Annotated in this window: 12 protein-coding genes; 6 read left to right on the top strand and 6 right to left on the bottom strand. The window is 70.0% G+C overall.

Features of this window, described 5'->3' with window-relative positions; genetic code table 11:
• Positions 1-95 precede the first annotated feature (95 nt).
• Positions 96-2,477 (top strand): HelD family protein, encoded by a 2,382-nt coding sequence (locus ACGFI2_RS14290; protein WP_393515953.1) that lies wholly within the window; start codon positions 96-98, stop codon positions 2,475-2,477.
• Between the two features lie 113 nt (positions 2,478-2,590).
• On the opposite strand, the gene ACGFI2_RS14285 is transcribed toward ACGFI2_RS14290, so the two are convergent.
• The 3 genes from ACGFI2_RS14285 to ACGFI2_RS14275 form a co-directional block, all read right to left on the bottom strand.
• Positions 2,591-3,331 (bottom strand): alpha/beta hydrolase, encoded by a 741-nt coding sequence (locus ACGFI2_RS14285; RefSeq protein ID WP_393515950.1) that lies wholly within the window; start codon positions 3,329-3,331, stop codon positions 2,591-2,593.
• Between the two features lie 232 nt (positions 3,332-3,563).
• Complete coding sequence (locus tag ACGFI2_RS14280; protein ID WP_393515947.1) at positions 3,564-4,412, bottom strand: DUF4240 domain-containing protein; 849 nt, start codon at positions 4,410-4,412, stop codon at positions 3,564-3,566.
• Between the two features lie 466 nt (positions 4,413-4,878).
• Positions 4,879-5,424, bottom strand: coding sequence for a DinB family protein (locus ACGFI2_RS14275; RefSeq protein WP_393515944.1), 546 nt, complete (start codon positions 5,422-5,424; stop codon positions 4,879-4,881).
• 199 nt (positions 5,425-5,623) lie between these two features.
• On the opposite strand from ACGFI2_RS14275, the gene ACGFI2_RS14270 reads away from it, so the two are divergent.
• Complete coding sequence (locus tag ACGFI2_RS14270) at positions 5,624-6,016, top strand: hypothetical protein (RefSeq protein ID WP_393515941.1); 393 nt, start codon at positions 5,624-5,626, stop codon at positions 6,014-6,016.
• Position 6,017: 1 nt separating this feature from the next.
• A complete protein-coding gene (locus tag ACGFI2_RS14265) occupies positions 6,018-8,450 on the top strand; it encodes a DUF4132 domain-containing protein (RefSeq protein WP_393515938.1) in 2,433 nt (810 codons plus the stop codon).
• Positions 8,451-8,563: 113 nt separating this feature from the next.
• Here the strand turns inward: ACGFI2_RS14265 and ACGFI2_RS14260 are convergent, their stop codons facing one another.
• The 3 genes from ACGFI2_RS14260 to ACGFI2_RS14250 form a co-directional block, all read right to left on the bottom strand.
• Positions 8,564-10,369, bottom strand: coding sequence for a hypothetical protein (locus tag ACGFI2_RS14260; protein ID WP_393515934.1), 1,806 nt, complete (start codon positions 10,367-10,369; stop codon positions 8,564-8,566).
• A 343-nt stretch (positions 10,370-10,712) separates the two neighbouring features.
• The gene (locus ACGFI2_RS14255; protein ID WP_393515931.1) at positions 10,713-11,891 is read right to left on the bottom strand and encodes a carbohydrate-binding protein; all 1,179 of its coding nucleotides are present in this window, start codon (positions 11,889-11,891) and stop codon (positions 10,713-10,715) included.
• Positions 11,892-11,910: 19 nt separating this feature from the next.
• Positions 11,911-13,167: a chitinase gene (locus ACGFI2_RS14250; RefSeq protein WP_393515928.1), complete on the bottom strand. Its 1,257-nt coding sequence runs from the start codon at positions 13,165-13,167 to the stop codon at positions 11,911-11,913.
• A gap of 177 nt (positions 13,168-13,344) precedes the next feature.
• Here ACGFI2_RS14250 and ACGFI2_RS14245 point away from each other — a divergent pair, with 177 nt between their 5' ends.
• From ACGFI2_RS14245 to ACGFI2_RS14235, 3 genes are all read left to right on the top strand, one after another.
• Positions 13,345-13,698: a hypothetical protein gene (locus ACGFI2_RS14245; protein ID WP_393515925.1), complete on the top strand. Its 354-nt coding sequence runs from the start codon at positions 13,345-13,347 to the stop codon at positions 13,696-13,698.
• A complete protein-coding gene (locus tag ACGFI2_RS14240; RefSeq protein WP_393515922.1) occupies positions 13,671-14,234 on the top strand; it encodes a TetR/AcrR family transcriptional regulator in 564 nt (187 codons plus the stop codon). Before ACGFI2_RS14245 ends, ACGFI2_RS14240 begins: the two co-directional genes overlap by 28 nt.
• Positions 14,235-14,390: 156 nt before the next feature.
• Positions 14,391-15,992 (top strand): AMP-binding protein, encoded by a 1,602-nt coding sequence (locus ACGFI2_RS14235; RefSeq protein ID WP_393515919.1) that lies wholly within the window; start codon positions 14,391-14,393, stop codon positions 15,990-15,992.
• The last annotated feature ends 126 nt before the right edge of the window (positions 15,993-16,118 follow it).

Below are 16,118 nucleotides of genomic sequence, written 5' to 3'. Positions count from 1 at the left end.
GGCGGCGTCGTTCGGACCGTTGTCTGCGATTACTTCCGACGCCTCGCCCGCAGATCAGATAGCGGGCCGACGGTCAATGAGCGAATCAGGATCGGGTGCGGCCACAAGCGACAAGGAATCGCAAGGCATTGAGATTCCCGTCTCTGCCCGCGCAGTTCCTGGTCGACGAGGGAAACCAGCTCTATGCTTGCCGCCGCATGCACTGCTGCCCATCCGGGCCGAGGGCACACCAATTCAAGGATCTGCGAATGCGCCGGAATTCCGCTCCGCACAACGACACTGCCAGCGCCGGCGAAGTAGAACCGGACGGCGAATCGCCGAGCGCTACCGCAGAGGGCAGCGCCCGCCGATCCGCGATCGCCGAGGAACAGGCGTTTCTCGACCTGGCCACGGCCCGGCGCGACAGGCTCGCCGAACACCTGGCGGTCGAGCTTTCGTCCGAGGCTCGGGACGCGTTGGAGCGGGCCCGACAGCGCATGCTCCGCCGGCAGTACGAAGAGCTGCGGCGAGCACGGGACGGGCTGGTCTTCGGCCGCCTCGACGGCCTCGACGGCACCGTGCGACACGTAGGGCGGGTCGGTCTCCGCGACGACCGCGAGGACACTGAGCCACTGCTCGTGGACTGGCGCGCTCCCGCGGCCCGGCCGTTCTACACCGCCACCGCGGTCGACCCACAGGGTCAGGCACGGCGCCGTCACATTCGCACGACCGGATCGTCCGTCGTCGGCGTGGACGACGAGCCACTGGACGGGACCATGACGGCGGAACTCGTCGGTGAGGGCGCCCTACTGGCCGCCCTCGACCAGCGGCGCACCGGCCGCATGTCGACGGCGATCTCCACCCTGCAACGCGAACAGGACGACATCATCCGGGCCGAGGCGACCGGCCCGCTGATCGTTCAGGGTGGTCCCGGCACCGGCAAGACCGTGGTTGCTCTGCACCGCGTCGCCTACCTGCTGTTCGCCCACCCGAAAGTGGCCGACCAAGCGGTCCTGGTTCTCGGCCCCTCGTCGCGGTTCCTCGAGTACATCGCCCAGGTGCTGCCCGCGCTCGGTGAGACCGCCGTCGTCTCGGCGACCTGCGACACCCTGCTGAGCGAGGTTCGCGTGGGCCGCGACGAGAGCCGGCTTCTCGCCGAGATCAAGGGCCGCGCCCTCTGGCAGCTCGCGCTCGAAAGCTACGTCACGTCGCGGCTCCCCCGGCCCCGCGAGCTGAAGCTGCGCTGGGAGGGCGAGTTCCACGTCATCCCCGCGGCAACGGTGGCGCAGGCGCTCGCCTCGGCGGTGCAGGGACGCCCGTACCACCGCGCCCGCGCGGCGTTCGCCGAGCAGTTGCACCATCTCCTTGCCGAGGTCGTCGTCGAGCATCGCGAGACGCTGATGAACGAGATCGAGGAGGGCTTCGAGGACATCCTCGCCCGGGTCGACAGGAGCATGCGGCACGACCACCACTCCGGCCGGACGTCCACCGGCAGCGACATCGACGGATTGCTTTCCGAGGAGGAGATCGACCAGCTCCGTGACCGGATCGCCGGGAACGCCACCATCGCCCGGTTCATCGAGGCGTGGTGGCCCACCCTCGACGCCGAGACCCTGCTGGGTGATCTCCTGACCGACCGCACCCTGCTGGCCCGGTTCGCCCCGCAGCTGTCGCCGGCGGAGATCACCGCCGTCTCGGCCGAGCCCGCCGGTTGGGCATCGAGCGACATCCCCCTGCTCGACGCCCTCGCCGACCTGATCGGCGAGGTCGACGCCCCGCATCCACAGGGCGAGTTCGTCGCCGACCGCGCTCGCCGGCAGCGCGACTGGGTGTACGGCCACGTCGTCGTCGACGAGGCGCAGGAGCTGTCCGAGATGCAGTGGCAGATGGTCCTGCGGCGCTGTCCCAGTCGATCCGTCACCGCCGTCGGTGACATCGACCAGGCGGAGGCAGCGCACCGGCACACCAGTTGGGCGCAAGCGGTGCAGGCCGTCTTCGGAGATCGCTGGACCGCCGCGGAACTGACCATCTGCTACCGGACCCCACGCGAGGTCATGGACCTCACCGGACCGGTCCTGAAGAAGGCCGGCAGCCACAACACGCCGCCACGGGCGGTACGCTCCTCCGGCATCGCCCCCTGGGAGCTCACGATCACACCCGCCGAGCTCGCCGACGCCGCCGCCCAGGCCGTGCGACAACTGCGGCAGCGGTGGCACGGTGGCACGGTCGGCGTCATCGCCCCGGCGGACCGGATCGCCGCACTCCTGAGCCTGCCGGGTGACGTGCCAGTGCTCACCGCTAGCCAGGCCAAGGGGCTGGAGTGGGACGCGACGCTACTCGTCGACCCCCAGGGCATCGCCGCCGAGCCGCGCGGCTGGAACGGCCTCTACGTCGCGCTCACCCGATGCACCCAGGAACTCGGGCAGCTGATGCTCACGCCGCAATCGCCACACCCCGGGGCAACGTCTCCGGATGCTGGGCGTGCCCCCGGAACGTGAAGGCAGGTACGGGCGCCGGCCGGCCATCGCCGTCGAGGAGGGCTGAGGGCCGTCCTCGATGAGCGGCGTGCCGGCCGGTGCCGCCTACCGCCTGCTGCTGGCCCGGCCCGCGGCTAGCGCAGATGCCGGGCGAAGAACCCGGCCGCGTCCTCCCCCGCGAACTGCGGGACACCGGTGTGTCCGCCCATGTTCGCGTGCAGCGACTTCTCGGTGGAGCCGAAGGCGTCGAACAGGTCCAGGGCCGCCTGCCGGTCGTTTCCCTCGTCGTCCCACTGGAGCAGGACGTGCAGCGGAATGGTGACCTGTCGGGCCTCCTCGATCATGACGCGAGGCACGAAACTCCCGGCGAAGAGACCGGCGGCCACGATGCGCGGCTCGACCACCGCGAGTCGGATGCCGATGGAGATCACTCCCCCCGAGTACCCGACCGGGCCGCCGATCTCGGGCAGCGACAGGAGGGCGTCCAGGGCGGCCCGCGTTTCCGGCACCGCCCTGTCGACGAGCGGGAGGATGAGGGCGTCGATGATCTCGTCGGTGACCGGCTCGCCGGCCTCCATGGCCCGGCGCAGGTCGGCGCGGGCCTGCTCGGCGGCGGCCCAACGGGGCCGGTCACCGCTGCCCGGTAGCTCGATGCCGGCCGCGGCGAAGCCCTCCGCCGCGGCGTGGCGGGCGCGAGCCACCAGACGGGGGTACATCCTGCGCAGTCCGAGCGGAGGGTGGCCGAGCAGGATCAGCGGGACCGGCGCGGACGCGGATGCGGACGGGGGCGTCCACAGGATGCCGGGGATCTCGCCGAGGGCGAACTCGCGTTCGAGGACGCCGTCGTCGAGGCGCTGCTCAGTGGTGAACTCCATGGTCGTGCCTTTCGGGAGTGCTCGCGAACGGCGCTCCCGGACGACCTATCGCCCGACCGTGACCCCGGAGGGGAGCACCCATGTCGAAACGTTCACGGGTACCACCTCCTCGGTCTCTCGCACGGCCTTCCGAAAACTAGCAGCGGCCGCCGTGATCCACCAAACGCTTTTTCAGCGATGGCTCCGTGGTCGAATTGGTCCGAGCGGCGCGGATCCAACTCCGCACCGCCGATCAGACCCACATAGCCGGCAGGGGCGGCAGGTCCGGCAGTCCGAGTCTCGACCGCGCGTACCCGAGCATCGCCCACTGATGCTCGGCCGCGAGGCGTGGCAGATCCTGACCGGGTGTGCTGTGCAGGACCGCGGCGTCGAAGCCGAAGTGGACTCGTACCTTCTTCCGGCCTCTACTCAGCCGCGGTTTCGGGACGGCGTCCCAGGTGTAGAACGGGTACGTCTCCAGACCGGGCACGCCGGAGGCGTCCCACCACGACCGCCAGGCGGGGTCGGCGTCGATCGCCGCTTCCAGCGCATACGACGCGTCGTCGAATTCATCACGTTCGGCCTTGACGTCGTACATGTGGCCGCACATGTACCAGTCCCACCACGTGTCGTCGTCGCCATCGGCACCGGCCTCGGCGCGGACGCCGTCGCCGGCGAGCGGCATGTCGAAGACGAGGTCGTCGTCCCAGTCCAGCCCGGTGGCGCGCCGGTACGCCGCCGGCACCACGTCCAACAGCTCCTCGGCATCCGCCACCCGCCAGCGGCCCGACATGGCATCGGGATCGGCCAGGACCGCCTGCCATGGTGACCGGCCCGCGGCGACAACGGCGAGCCGGGCGTAGAGGAAGACATCGTCGGACATGGGAAGCGCCGGCGCGGCGACCGGTTCGGACACGTCCCAGACCGCTTGCGACTGGTGTCGGGGGGTGAAGGCGCGCACCGCTTCCACGAGATCGTCGGCGAACTGCCGCACGTCGGCCTCGCCGGCCGAACCCAGCGACTCGACGAGACGTCCGCATCCCTCAGGAGACGCCGCACCATCGAGCAGGTCGATGTACGACCAGAACTTCTCCGAGATCACCGGAGCTCCTTCGCACGCTGGACGCTCTGGAGCCTAATCGGCACCGGAAGGGTCGTGCCGCTCCTGGCCGACCCGGCGCGCCGAGGACGAACAGGGATGCGGTCGCAGGCACCTCGGAGCCTCCACATCGCGGTCCGGGACGACAGCATGTGACGCACGCTCATCGACAGTCCGGATGCCGACGCTAGCCCGTTTCGGCTACGGTCCGTGATGCGCTTCGGCAGTGGGCGGCACTGGCGCCACCACACGTTCGCGCCTCTCTCGCTGCCGGACAAGGAGCCCTTCGACCGACTGATCATCGACGGGGACGCCCATTCGATCTCGGTACGCACGGAGCAGGGAACCCTGTACCTCGACGCCGCTTACCGTTACGAGCTTCGCTCACGCACCGGTCGAGATTCCTAGGCCTTCTGCTGCCAGCCGCGGGTCCACCAGTCACAAGCCCTGCGGCAGCTCGGCGATAGCCTCATCGATCCTGCCAGCGGTAGAGGTCGCGCAGCAGGGAAATCTCGGCGCCGTGATGGATCAGCTCCCTGTTGACGTGCAGGACGATGCCCTCCATGGGAAACCGCTCGGGACCCGCCACGGGTGGATTGTCCAGGTCGGCGTCCGAGAGCTTGCGGACCCCCGCGATCCATCTCCCGTACATTTCATCGAGCTGTTCCAGCGCCTCGCCGGCGGTCCCCGCGTAGGCGAATGTCCGGGAGTCGACGTCCTGGCCGCCGAAGTGCCATCCGACCCGATAGCCCAGGCAGGAGACGATGATGTGCGCCAGCCGCCAGGCAATCGTGGTCACCGGCGCCGGCACCGGGTCAGTGGACGCGACGTCCATCGTCCATTCCCCCGAACCTGCCGACATCGGCGCGGCCGACGTGCCACGTGGGCGGATGTTCCAGCAGCCGCGCACCGGCTCCCAGAAGTACTCCTCGTCGACAAGACCGTGCAGCCTCGGCCGCAGACTCTTGTGCCAGTGCCGGTCCAACTGGTCCGCGAGTCGCTCGCTTCTTGTCACTTGCGCACACTACATACCACGCAAGCCTGGCTCCGGCCGGGACCTCGCCCCGGTGCCGGCAGCGACGACGCCCGGCCCGCCGGGGCACTGCGTGGAACACAGCGGCGGTGACACCCGCTGTCCGGGCGGCTGACCGGAGCGGTTCCGTCGGACTGCCGTGCCATGATGCCGCTCACCTCACAGCAAGGAGCACGGCGCGATGGCCACGGTGACGGTTCGGGACGAGACAGCGACGGGCAGGGCGATCGATCAGTGGCCGCTGACAGGCCTGCCCGAGCGCATCTCCGCGCGGGAGCTGGTCCGGTTGCGGGTACGCGAGGAGGTGGCGCGGTTCAACGCCGACCATGCTGAGGTCTTCCAGGGTCTGGTCCGGCCGACCGACGCGGAGGCGACGTTGAACGGCTGTCGGGTCGGTCGGGGCCGGCGGCTGGACTGGGAACGTCAGGCGGACGCGGCGTGTGCCGCCTTCGCCCGCAACGGCTTCGTGCTGCTGGTGGGTGACCGCCAGGTCGAGGATCTGGACGAGGAGGTCGACCTGCGCGCCGATCCCGAGGTGGCCTTCGTACGACTCGTTCCCCTGGTCGGTGGCTGACGTGGGTGACTGGACGCGCCTGCTTCCCGCGCTGAGCGCCGCGGATCGCCGGCGGGTGGAAACTGAGATCGCCGAAGCAAATGCCCAGGTTCGGCCGCTGCTCGGGAAAACAACCACCTACTTCTGGGCGTCGTCGGTGACCCGGATGCCGGAGTGGGCCACCATCCGGTCGTGGCCGGGTGAGCTTCGCCGCCACGCCGCGCTGGCCGTGCACCTGGAGGCGACGGCCAGTTCGAGGCCGTCCGCGCTGAACGACGTCGTGCGGAGTCTTGCCGACGGCGAGCGCGACTGGACCCGGGCGGATCTCCTGTGGAGTCTCGACGTCGCCGGACGGGGGTGGATCTACCATGACGGCGCCCACCTGGAGTTGCCGGCGATGATCGCCGTTTGTCTTGCTCCCGCGGACCTGGCGGATCTGGCGCCCGCGCTCTCGGCCCTGTTCGACGAGATCGCCGAGGACTACTTCATGGCGGCCGGGCCGCGTCGGCGGGTCGCCATGCTGATCGGGGCGGCGCTCGACCGCGCGACCGGTCGCCGTGTGCCGTCCTGGTTGCTGCACCACGGCGACGAGTTCGGTCCCCTCGTGCGGGCCGGCCTGGGTGGGGTCCTCGCCGCGCCGGGTGTACCCGAACTGCTGGCGCACTGCGCCTCGCTCGACAAGCCGGCGGCACCGGCGAGGTGGCTGCGCGTCCTCGACGAGCGACTCACGGCCGCGACCGATGGGCAGGAAGCGGTCCGCGCGATCCTGGAGGCGTTCGCCGCCCACCAGCACTCCGTGCACGAGGACTCGGACCGCCTCCTGCGTGGCCTGGTGTGGGCGCTGTCGCGGGAGCCGGACGAGCCGGCGACGGACCTGCTGGCCAGGGTCACCGCCGCCGCCTCGGCCGCGCCCCGCCAGGCGTCCGGTTTCCCCCATGCCCAGCGCACCGCGATCGCGGCCGTGCAACTACTCGCAGGGCGCGACGGCGAGGTGCCGGTGCGGACCCTGGCGCGGCTCGCGGTCACCGTGAAGAACAAGGCGGTGCGCAGTCGGGTGCAGTCCGCGCTGGCCCGCCTCGGCGCCCTGCGGGGGTGGTCGGTCAGCGAGATGATGGAACTCGCCGTCGACGACCACGGGCTCGACTCCACCGGAAGCCGGCGGGCCCCGGTGGGCCCCTACGAGGCGACCGTGCGGGTCGTGGACGAGAAGGCGCGCCTGACCTTCACTCGCGGCGGCGTCGGGCTCAAGGGCGTGCCGGCCGCGCTCAAGGAGACGCACGCCGACGAGCTGAAGCAGCTTCGTGCCCTGGTGAAGGGCATCAACGCGACGCTGACCGCCGAGCGCCAACGGTTGGAGGCGCTGCTGTCCGAGGAGCGCACCTGGGCGTACCCGGAGTGGGTGTCCCGCTTCCTCGACCACCCGATCACCGGGACGTACGGTCGGCGGCTGCTCTGGCAGACCAGCACCGACGGGCGCGACTGGTCAACCGGCCTGCCCCGCGCCGATGGCGACGGCTGGACGCTCGCCGGTCTCGACGGGCGGCCGGCGTGCGGTGAGCGGGTCCGACTGTGGCACCCGATCCGCGCCGCGGTGGACGAGACCCTCGCCTGGCGTGAACGGGTGCTCGCCGCCGGCCTGACGCAGCCGTTCAAGCAGGCTTTCCGCGAGGTTTACCTGCTCACGCCGGCCGAGGAACGGACCGAGTCCTACTCGAACCGGTTCGCCGCGCACATCCTGCGCTACCGCCAGGCGAACGCGCTCATGCGCGCCCGCGGCTGGCAGGCCGGCTACCTCGGCACGTGGGACGGCGGGTACGACAGCGAAGCCACCAAGCTCTTCGGCGGTGGCGCGTGGCGGGCATCCTTCCACCACCAACTGGTCGACACCGACGACCCACACGACTACGACGTCCACCACTGCGCCACCGACCGGGTGCGCTTCGCCCGATCCGACGGCGCCACCTGGCAACCCGCACCGGTCGCGGACGTACCGCCGCTGGTGTTCACCGAGGCGATGCGGGACGTCGACCTGTTCGTCGGCGTCACCTCGATCGCCACCGACCCGCAGTGGGCCGACCGCGGCGAGGACCGGTTCCGGGACTACTGGCACCGCACCGCGGTCGGGGCGCTGACCCCGTCGGCTCAGGTACGCCGCGACGCCCTGGCCCGGCTGCTCCCCCGCATGGCCATCGCCGACCGGGTCACCGTCGCGGACCGATACCTGCACGTACGCGGGAACCTGCGCGGCTACCGGATCCACCTCGGCTCGGGCAACATCATGATGGAGCCCAACGACGCCTACCTGTGCATCGTCCCCGCGCGCGGGGGCACCGGGCGGCTGCACCTGCCGTTCGAGGACGACCCCATGCTGTCGACGATCCTGTCCAAGGCGATCATGCTCGCCGCCGACGACACGATCAGCGATCCCACGGTGCTGCGGCAGCTCACGTCATGACCGACTGGGCGCGGCCGCGCCTGAAGCAGGACCGGTGGGCCGGTCAGCACAAGCCCCACGCGGCCGGGATCGCCGAGGGCCGGGGCGGCCGAAGCCACCCCGGCCCCGAGTCGCTAGGCCACGACCACGCAGGCGGAGAATTCGGATGTCGCGTCGACGGCCGCCGCGCCGGTCAGCAGGGTGGCGGTCGCGACGACAAGTTGACCGACGGCGGCCGGTACCGCCGTCGGGGTGTTGCCGCTGATGTTTCCGGCCGCGTTGGTGGTGACGACGGTGTCGCCGAGGAAGACCCGTCCCTCGCCGTGTCCGGAGCCGTCACACGCGCCACTGGCGAAGAACTCGACGCGGAACTGGCTGGACCGCAGGCTGTTGAGCCTCCAGTTGACGGTCGTGACCCCGGCGACCGTGGTGGCCGAGTTGACCATCGGATAGTTCTGCCCGCCGTTGGCACCGGCGTCGACGTCCAAGGCGTCGTTCGCCGTCACGCCGTTCGGGTTCAGGTCGATGCCCAGCCCGGTGTTGGCGTAGATGGCGTTGCGCGCCAACGCGTTCGAGGAGAAGCCGGCGGGGACCTGGACGGTGACGCCGTCGCCGTTGTTGTACGCGATGACGTTCGGCGGCGCGTTCGGGTCGGTGGAGCCGATGATGTTTCCGCTGCCGTCGGCGAGCACGCCGCTGGCCCCGTTGCCACGGTTGGCGGTCAGCGTGGTGTCGAGGCCGATGGCGTTGCCCAGCACCTGGATCTCGTCGGCATTGGTCTCCAGGAACACGCCGGCACCGCCGTTGGTCGAGATGACGTTGCGGGATTCCTCGGCGAGACCGCCGATCACGTGGGCGTCGCCGTGCACCCGGACGCCGTGGCCGGCGTTGCCGAGCGCGGTGAAGCCGTCGGCGCCGAGGCCGATGTAGTTGCCTTCGACGCGGTGGCCGTTGCTGTCCAGCCGGACGCCGTCGCCGCCGTTGGCCGAGATGACGTTGCCGGCGCCGGTGGTGGAACCACCCACCCTGTTGTCGCTACCGCTGTCGATGTCGACGCCGTCGCCGCCGTTGCCGATCGGTACCAGGCCCGTGATGTCGGTGCCGATCGAGTTGCCCTCAAGGACGTTGGTGCTGCCCAGATTGTCCACCTCCACGCCGTCGAAGCGGTTGCCGGAGATGACGTTGGCGGCCACCGTGTTGCCGTCGCCGGTGATTTCCACGCCCGTGTCGTTGCCGAGCCGAGCCGTGCCGACACTGTTGGTACCGACCAGGTTTCCCTGCACGAGGTTGTGCGCGCCGCTGATGGCGATGCCGCTGTCCAGGTTGGCGGAGATGACGTTGCGGTCCTCGGGGGCGGGCCCGCCGATGGTGTTCCCGTCGCCCTCGACCTCGATGCCGCCGCCGTTGTTGCCGAGCGGGTTCATCCCGGCGTAGCCCACGCCGATGTAGTTGCCCCTGATCACATTGTTGGCGCCGGCCACGCAGAGCCCGTCGTTGGCGCAGGGCGCGCCCGCGATCGGGCCGGCCGCGCCGCGGATGACGAGGCCGGCGATCAGGCTGTCGTCGGCCCGCAGGTCGAGGCCGAAGGCGACGTTGCTCGCGTTGAGCACGATCCGGAGCGCGGCCGGCGTACCGGGGCCCGCCTGCGCCGCACCGGGCTGGGTGTACCCCCGGATCTTCACCGGGTCGGTGATCGACGGCAGGTTGGCGGCCAGCGTGATCACCTGCACCCCGCCGCCCGGGATTCTGAACTCGATGGTGTCCGGACCCGGGTTCGCGTTCGCCTGGACGATCGCGTCGCGGAGGGAGCCGGCACCGGCGTCGGCGGCGGTCACCACGACGAACGGCAGTACCACGAGAGCCGACGCGGGCACCGCCACGGCCGAGACGACGAGCGTCGAGGCCAGCGCGGTGATCACGACGGTGAGCATGCGTCTCACGGTGTTCTCCTCTGGGTTGTGGTCGATGCCCAGAAGGATCAGCCGGACAGGTGCTCAGCCTCCAGGTCAGTTGGTGGTCATTCGCTGTCCAGTCGGGGCGCGGGCCGGAGCCGACAAGGGTCGACCCGGCCCGCCTCGGCCACGGCTGCAGCACTGCCCCACTGCACTACTAACCATCGGTCCGGTCGAACCGCCGCGTCACCGCCAGGGTTCCACGAGGTCTCCGGTTTCAGGTTCTGCTTCGTCGCCGAACCATCCACCGGAGACCTCGCCCGGTCCCGACCTCCGACACCCGAAGACCCTCGGGCCAGCTCAAGCCCTGGTCGGGCCTTCGACGCAGGCCCTAGAAGCCAGCGGAGATCCGGCTGAATTGCCAGTCGCTCTGGGCGATGCCGCTGCAGTTGGAAACCACGCCGCCGCCGGCACAGCCGCGATCCCGGTTCACCGCCCAGAAGGTGAACCGGGCGAGCCCACTGCTCCTGGCGTAGTCACGGATCCGCGTCCAGGTCTCCGGCGTGGTGACCTCCTGCTGGTCGGACAGACCGTTCATGCCGGAGATGCCCATGTGGGCGTACGCCGTCTGGTCGTTCCAGCCGAACGTGGACTTCAGCTGGTTCTTCAGGCCTTCCGCGGCGTTGCGGGTGCTGGTGTACATGTCACTGCCGCCGCCGAAGTCGAACGGCATGATGGTGAAGACATCCACGTTGGCGTTCAACGCCCGGGCCTGGTTGATGAGCCGGACGCCGTGCACGTTGGGTCCACTCGTGGTCGTACCGAAGGTCAGGATCGTGGTGACCCCGGGGTTGTTGCGCTTGATGATGCCCAGGGCGCTCACGATGCGGTCGGCGACCGTGTAGTTCTCGAACTCGTCGTAGTTCTCGATGTCGATGTCGATGGCCTTCAGGCCGAAGGTGTTGATGACCTTCTGGTACGCGCCGGCGAGGGCCTCCGGGGTGGAGCAGTTCGGGCCGAGCTTGTTGCCCTGCCAGCCGCCGATCGACGGGACGATTGTCGCGCCGGCCGCCTTGGCCTGGTTGATCCAGGACTCGTGGACGCCGCCGGTCAGGCCACCCTCACCGTCCCAGACCGGGTTGCAGCCGTTCGCCAGCACGAACGCGATGGTGAACGCGCGGACGCCCTGGCCGGTGATCGTCGAGGGCGCCGGCGGGTTGCCCCAGCCGGGATAGACGTACGGCGCCGCCGCCATCCTGCCGGCCGGCGGCGGGTTGGTCGGGCCGGTGGGCGGCGGGGTGGTCGGGGTGGTGCCGCCGCAGGCGCCCTGGTTGGCCCAGACATCCCACTGGCCGCTGTGCGTGGCCGGGTTCTCGTTCTGGGTCCACCACTTGGCCTGATAGTTGACGCCCTGGTACGACGCCTGACCGCCGCCGACGTAGACCTGGGACGCGGACCAGGCCGGGTAGCAGGCCACGGCCGCGCTCGACGTGGACATCGGGACGATCGCGATCGCGGTGGCGGTGACCGTGACGGCGGCCAGGGCCAGGATCTTCTGCCTGAGTTTCATGACACGCTCCTGCGGGGGTTCAGGGAAGGGTGCTGAGATGGGGGTGGATGGTGTTGGCGAATCCGTTGCCGTTGGTGACGTCCCAGTTGATCGACCACGTCATGGCGCCACGGATTCCGGGGTAGGTGCGCGGCGGCTTGAAGGAGCCGCAACTGGTGCCCCTGGCGAGGCAGTCGAGGGCCTGGTTGACCACCGAGGGGTTGACGTAGCCGCCACCTGCGGCGCTCGGTGCGGCCGGCAGTCCGAGGGACACCTGGTCCGGCCGGAGCCCGTTCTCGAGCTGGATGCAGGCGAGCGCCACGAGGAAGTTGACCGATCCCTGGCTGTACGCGGCGTTGTTGTCGCAGCCGAGCATCGATCCGGAGTTGTAGAACTGCGTGTGGACGACGGTGAGGATGTCCTTGATGTTCAGTGCCAGCTGGAAGTACTGGCCGCCGGTGCTCTGCATGTCGATGGTCTGCGGTGCCATCGTGATGATCAGGTTCGGGCTCGTCCGGTTCCGGATGTCGCGCAGCGCCTGACCCATGTACGTCGCGTTGACGCCGTTTTCCAGGTCGATGTCGACGCCGTCGAACCCGTAGGCTCCGATAAGGTTGATGATCGAGTTGGCGAAGTTCGTGGCGGCACCGGAACTTGCGACCGAGATGGTGCCGCGCTCACCGCCGACCGAGATGACGACCTTCTTGCCACGCGAGTGCAGGGTGGCGACGTCGTTCCTGAAGTCCGCGTTGGTGTAGCCGCCGAGCGAGGCGCTCAGGCCCGCGTCGATGTTGAAGGACACCGTGCCGGGCGTGCTCGTCGCATCGGCGAACGCGACTGCGATCAGGTCGTAGTTGGCCGGTACGTCACGGAGTCGGATCTCCTGGGCCGGGTTGTCGAAGTTCTGCCAGTAGCCGGTGAGGAAGTGCTTCGGCAGCTGACCGTTGCCCGTCGGCGGGGGTGTGGTGGGCGGCGGGGTGGTCGGGGGCGGCGGGGTGGTAGGGGGTCGCGTCGTGGTCGGGGGTGGGGTGGTCGGCGGGGTGGTGCCGCCGCAGGCGCCCTGGTTGGCCCAGACATCCCACTGGCCGCTGTGCGTGGCGGGATTCTCGTTCTGCGTCCACCATTTGGCCTGGTAGTTGACGCCCTGGTAGGAAGCCTGACCGCCGCCGACGTACACGGCGGACGACGACCAGGTGGGGTAGCAGGCGGCGGCCGCGGAGGCGGACGACGCCAGATAGACGGTGGTGGCACCGGCGGCCAGCACGGCGGCCAGGGCAAGGATGGCGGGGCGGCGCATGGGGGTGAGCCTTCCGGATCGGATCGGAACCGAGAGTCTTATTATTAGGACTGTTAACAGTAAAGGTCCAGAGTTAGACCACCTTCAATTTTTTTCGCCGCGGGATGCCAGCGTCGGCGCCGAGCCCACCGGTGGGCTGACCTACTTCAAGCCCCGGACCCGCAGATGGTCGGCGCGATGCTGGACGGCTGGCGAACGCTCCGCAAGACGGCCAACATCCTGATCGCCCTGGACACGTCCGGGTCCATGCAGGCGATGGTCGGCGCCCGTACCGGACGGGGTCCCCTCGGCGAGTTCGACCAGAAGCGGATCAACGCGATCGTCGTGCTGACCGACGGCAAGAACGAGTACCGCAAGGCCAACGACCAACCACGTTCGCGGACCACACTCCTGCCGCATGGGCAGCCACACCCGAGACGACTCGGCTCGGCCTGTATGGGGGGAGCCGTTCGGGCGGCCGGTTGGCCTCCTGTCCACACCGTTCCCATGTCTACGGTGTATACATGGGAACGACGGCCGACCGTCTGGTAGGCATTGCCCGCGACCTCGTCATCGCCGAGGGGCCCGCCGCGGTGACCATGCGCCGGGTGGCCGCAGCGGCCGGAATCACCCCGATGGCGATCTACCGCCACTATGCCAACCGTGAGGCGCTGCTGCGGCGTGTCGCCGACGAGACGTTCGGCGATATCGCGAAGCGGTGGGCCGACCGCCAACCGGGTCCCGGCAATCTCATTGCCGACCATCTTGACGATCACCTCGACTTCGCCCTCGGCCAGCCGAAGCTGTACGACTTCGTCTTCACCGATACGCGCGAGGGCGCACGTCGGTTCCCCGACGACTTCCGCGACGGCGGCTCGCCGTCGCTGTCCCTGGTCAGCGACGCGCTGCGGAACCAGGGCTTCGGCGACGGCGACGGCGACGATCTCCTGGAGCTGGCACTGGCCTTCGGGGCCCTGATACACGGCCTCGTGCGGCTGTACCACGGCGGCCGGATCGCCATGTCCCCGGCCGGGTTCCGCGCGCTCTGCCACCGACTAGTAGGGAGGATGCTCGATGTCCACAACTGAGCCCGCGTCGGCACGGATGCGGGTGCCGGACACACCGGTCGGACGAAACAGATCCCACCTGATCGCGGACGGACGCGACCGCACCCGGGCCGACGCCGGTACGCCGCTTGCGCCGACGCCGGATCTCGACCGCGGCGGCGACGCGGCAGGTGACCGATGAACGCGGCGCGCTATGTGACGAGCATGATCGACGCGTTCGACCGGTACGGCGACCGGACCGCGTTGGTGTCGGCGGACCGGGGCATCGGATATCGCGAGCTGCTGGCCGTCACCTACCGGCTGGCCCGGGCGCTGCGGACACAGGGAGTAGAGCGCGGCAGCGGCGTCGTCTGCCTCGTCACCAACACCCCGGAGGCGCTGTACCTACGGTTCGCGTGCCATCTGCTGGGCGCCCGGTACGTCGCCGTACAGCTCAATGCCCTGACCGAGGATCTCGAACACATTCTCGCCGACGCCGACCCGGCCGTCGTCGTGTTCGACCCCCGGGGCACCCCGCCGGACCAGCCCGTTCCGCTGGTCGCGGAACGCGCCGGCGTACGGCTCGTTCTCGCGCTCGGTCCGGCGGCGGCGGCGACCGACCTCCTGGCGCTGGCGGCGACGCAGCCGGCAACGCCGATCGCCGTCGCGGCCGAGGACGGCGACGTCGCCGGCATCTGCTACACCAGCGGAACGACCGGCACCCCCAAGGGGGTGGCGTGCACCTTCGCAGCCCTCGCGGCGGCGTCCGAGGCCAGCGCCCGGACGGCGGCCGGCCTCCCGCTGCCGGACGGACTCCGGTTCGTCGCCACCACCTCCATCGCCTACGCGGTCGGTGATCTCGCCGTGCAGATGCTCGTCCTCGGCATTGCGGTGGAGTTGCACGAGGTGTTCGACGCGGGCGCGTTCTGGGCAGCCGTACGGCGTTCGAGTCCGGTCGCCACCTTCCTGTACCCGCCGCAGCTCTACCAGTTGCTCGACCATCCCGCCGCGCCCACCGGGCCCGGCAGTAACCTCGCCCTGGTCGTGTATGGCAGCTCACCCATCGCGCCGCGCCGACTGCGCCAGGCGATCGAGCTGCTCGGCCCGATCTTCCTGCAGGGCTACGCGCAGACCGAGGTCACCTCGGTCACCATCCTGACGCCCGAGGATCACCTGGCGGCGGTGACCGACCGGCCACAGCTGCTGGCGTCGGTCGGCCGCCCGGTGCCCGGCTGCACGATCTCCATCGTGGACCCGGAGGGGCGCGACCGGGCGCCGGGAGAGGTGGGGGAGGTCTGCGTACGCTCGGCGTCGGTGATGACCGGGTACTGGCGCCAGCCGGAGCTTACCGCCCAGGTCGTCCGGGATGGCCGACTGCACACCGGTGACCTCGGCTATCTCGACGACGACGGTTACCTCTACCTGGTCGGCCGGCTCCGGGACATGATCATTGTCAATGGCCGGAACTGCCACGCGGCGCCTGTCGAGGCCGTCCTGACCGGTCATCCGCAGGTGCGGCAGGCGGCCGTGGTCGGCGTGCCCAGTGACGAGACGGGTGAGGCGGTCCACGCGTTCGTCGTACGCGCACCGGGCCGTCCGACGGGCGCGACGGGACCAGGCAGCCAGGCGGAGCTCGTCGACGCGGAGCAACTGCGAGCCCTCGTCACGGACCAACTCGGCGTGCTACGTGCACCGGCAGCGGTCACATTCGTCGACGACATCCCGCTCACCGCCGCTGGCAAGCCTGACAAGAAGGCTCTGCGGGCCAGCCTGGACGCGACGCCGGCGGGTGCGCGGTGAACACCTCATCGGTAGTCGAAACCCCGGCGGTACGGCGGCTCCAGCTGACGGAGGTGGAGCGCGACGCGCTCGGCCGGCTCGTCGACGCGTTCACCGCCACCGACCGGTCGGCGGATCCGCTCAGCT

It is taken from the genome of Micromonospora sp. NPDC049282, assembly GCF_043197045.1.
GTDB lineage: Bacteria > Actinomycetota > Actinomycetes > Mycobacteriales > Micromonosporaceae > Micromonospora.
Note: the sequence above shows the minus strand (reverse complement) of the source record. Positions and strands in the feature narration are given on the sequence as shown.

Coding starts and splice junctions, on each gene's coding strand:
- ACGFI2_RS14255 (WP_393515931.1), bottom strand. CDS start 11,891: ATGAAACTCAGGCAGAAGATCCTGGCCCTGGCCGCCGTCACGGTCACC.
- ACGFI2_RS14285 (WP_393515950.1), bottom strand. CDS start 3,331: ATGGAGTTCACCACTGAGCAGCGCCTCGACGACGGCGTCCTCGAACGC.
- ACGFI2_RS14250 (WP_393515928.1), bottom strand. CDS start 13,167: ATGCGCCGCCCCGCCATCCTTGCCCTGGCCGCCGTGCTGGCCGCCGGT.
- ACGFI2_RS14235 (WP_393515919.1), top strand. CDS start 14,391: ATGAACGCGGCGCGCTATGTGACGAGCATGATCGACGCGTTCGACCGG.
- ACGFI2_RS14270 (WP_393515941.1), top strand. CDS start 5,624: ATGGCCACGGTGACGGTTCGGGACGAGACAGCGACGGGCAGGGCGATC.
- ACGFI2_RS14240 (WP_393515922.1), top strand. CDS start 13,671: ATGGGAACGACGGCCGACCGTCTGGTAGGCATTGCCCGCGACCTCGTC.
- ACGFI2_RS14245 (WP_393515925.1), top strand. CDS start 13,345: ATGCTGGACGGCTGGCGAACGCTCCGCAAGACGGCCAACATCCTGATC.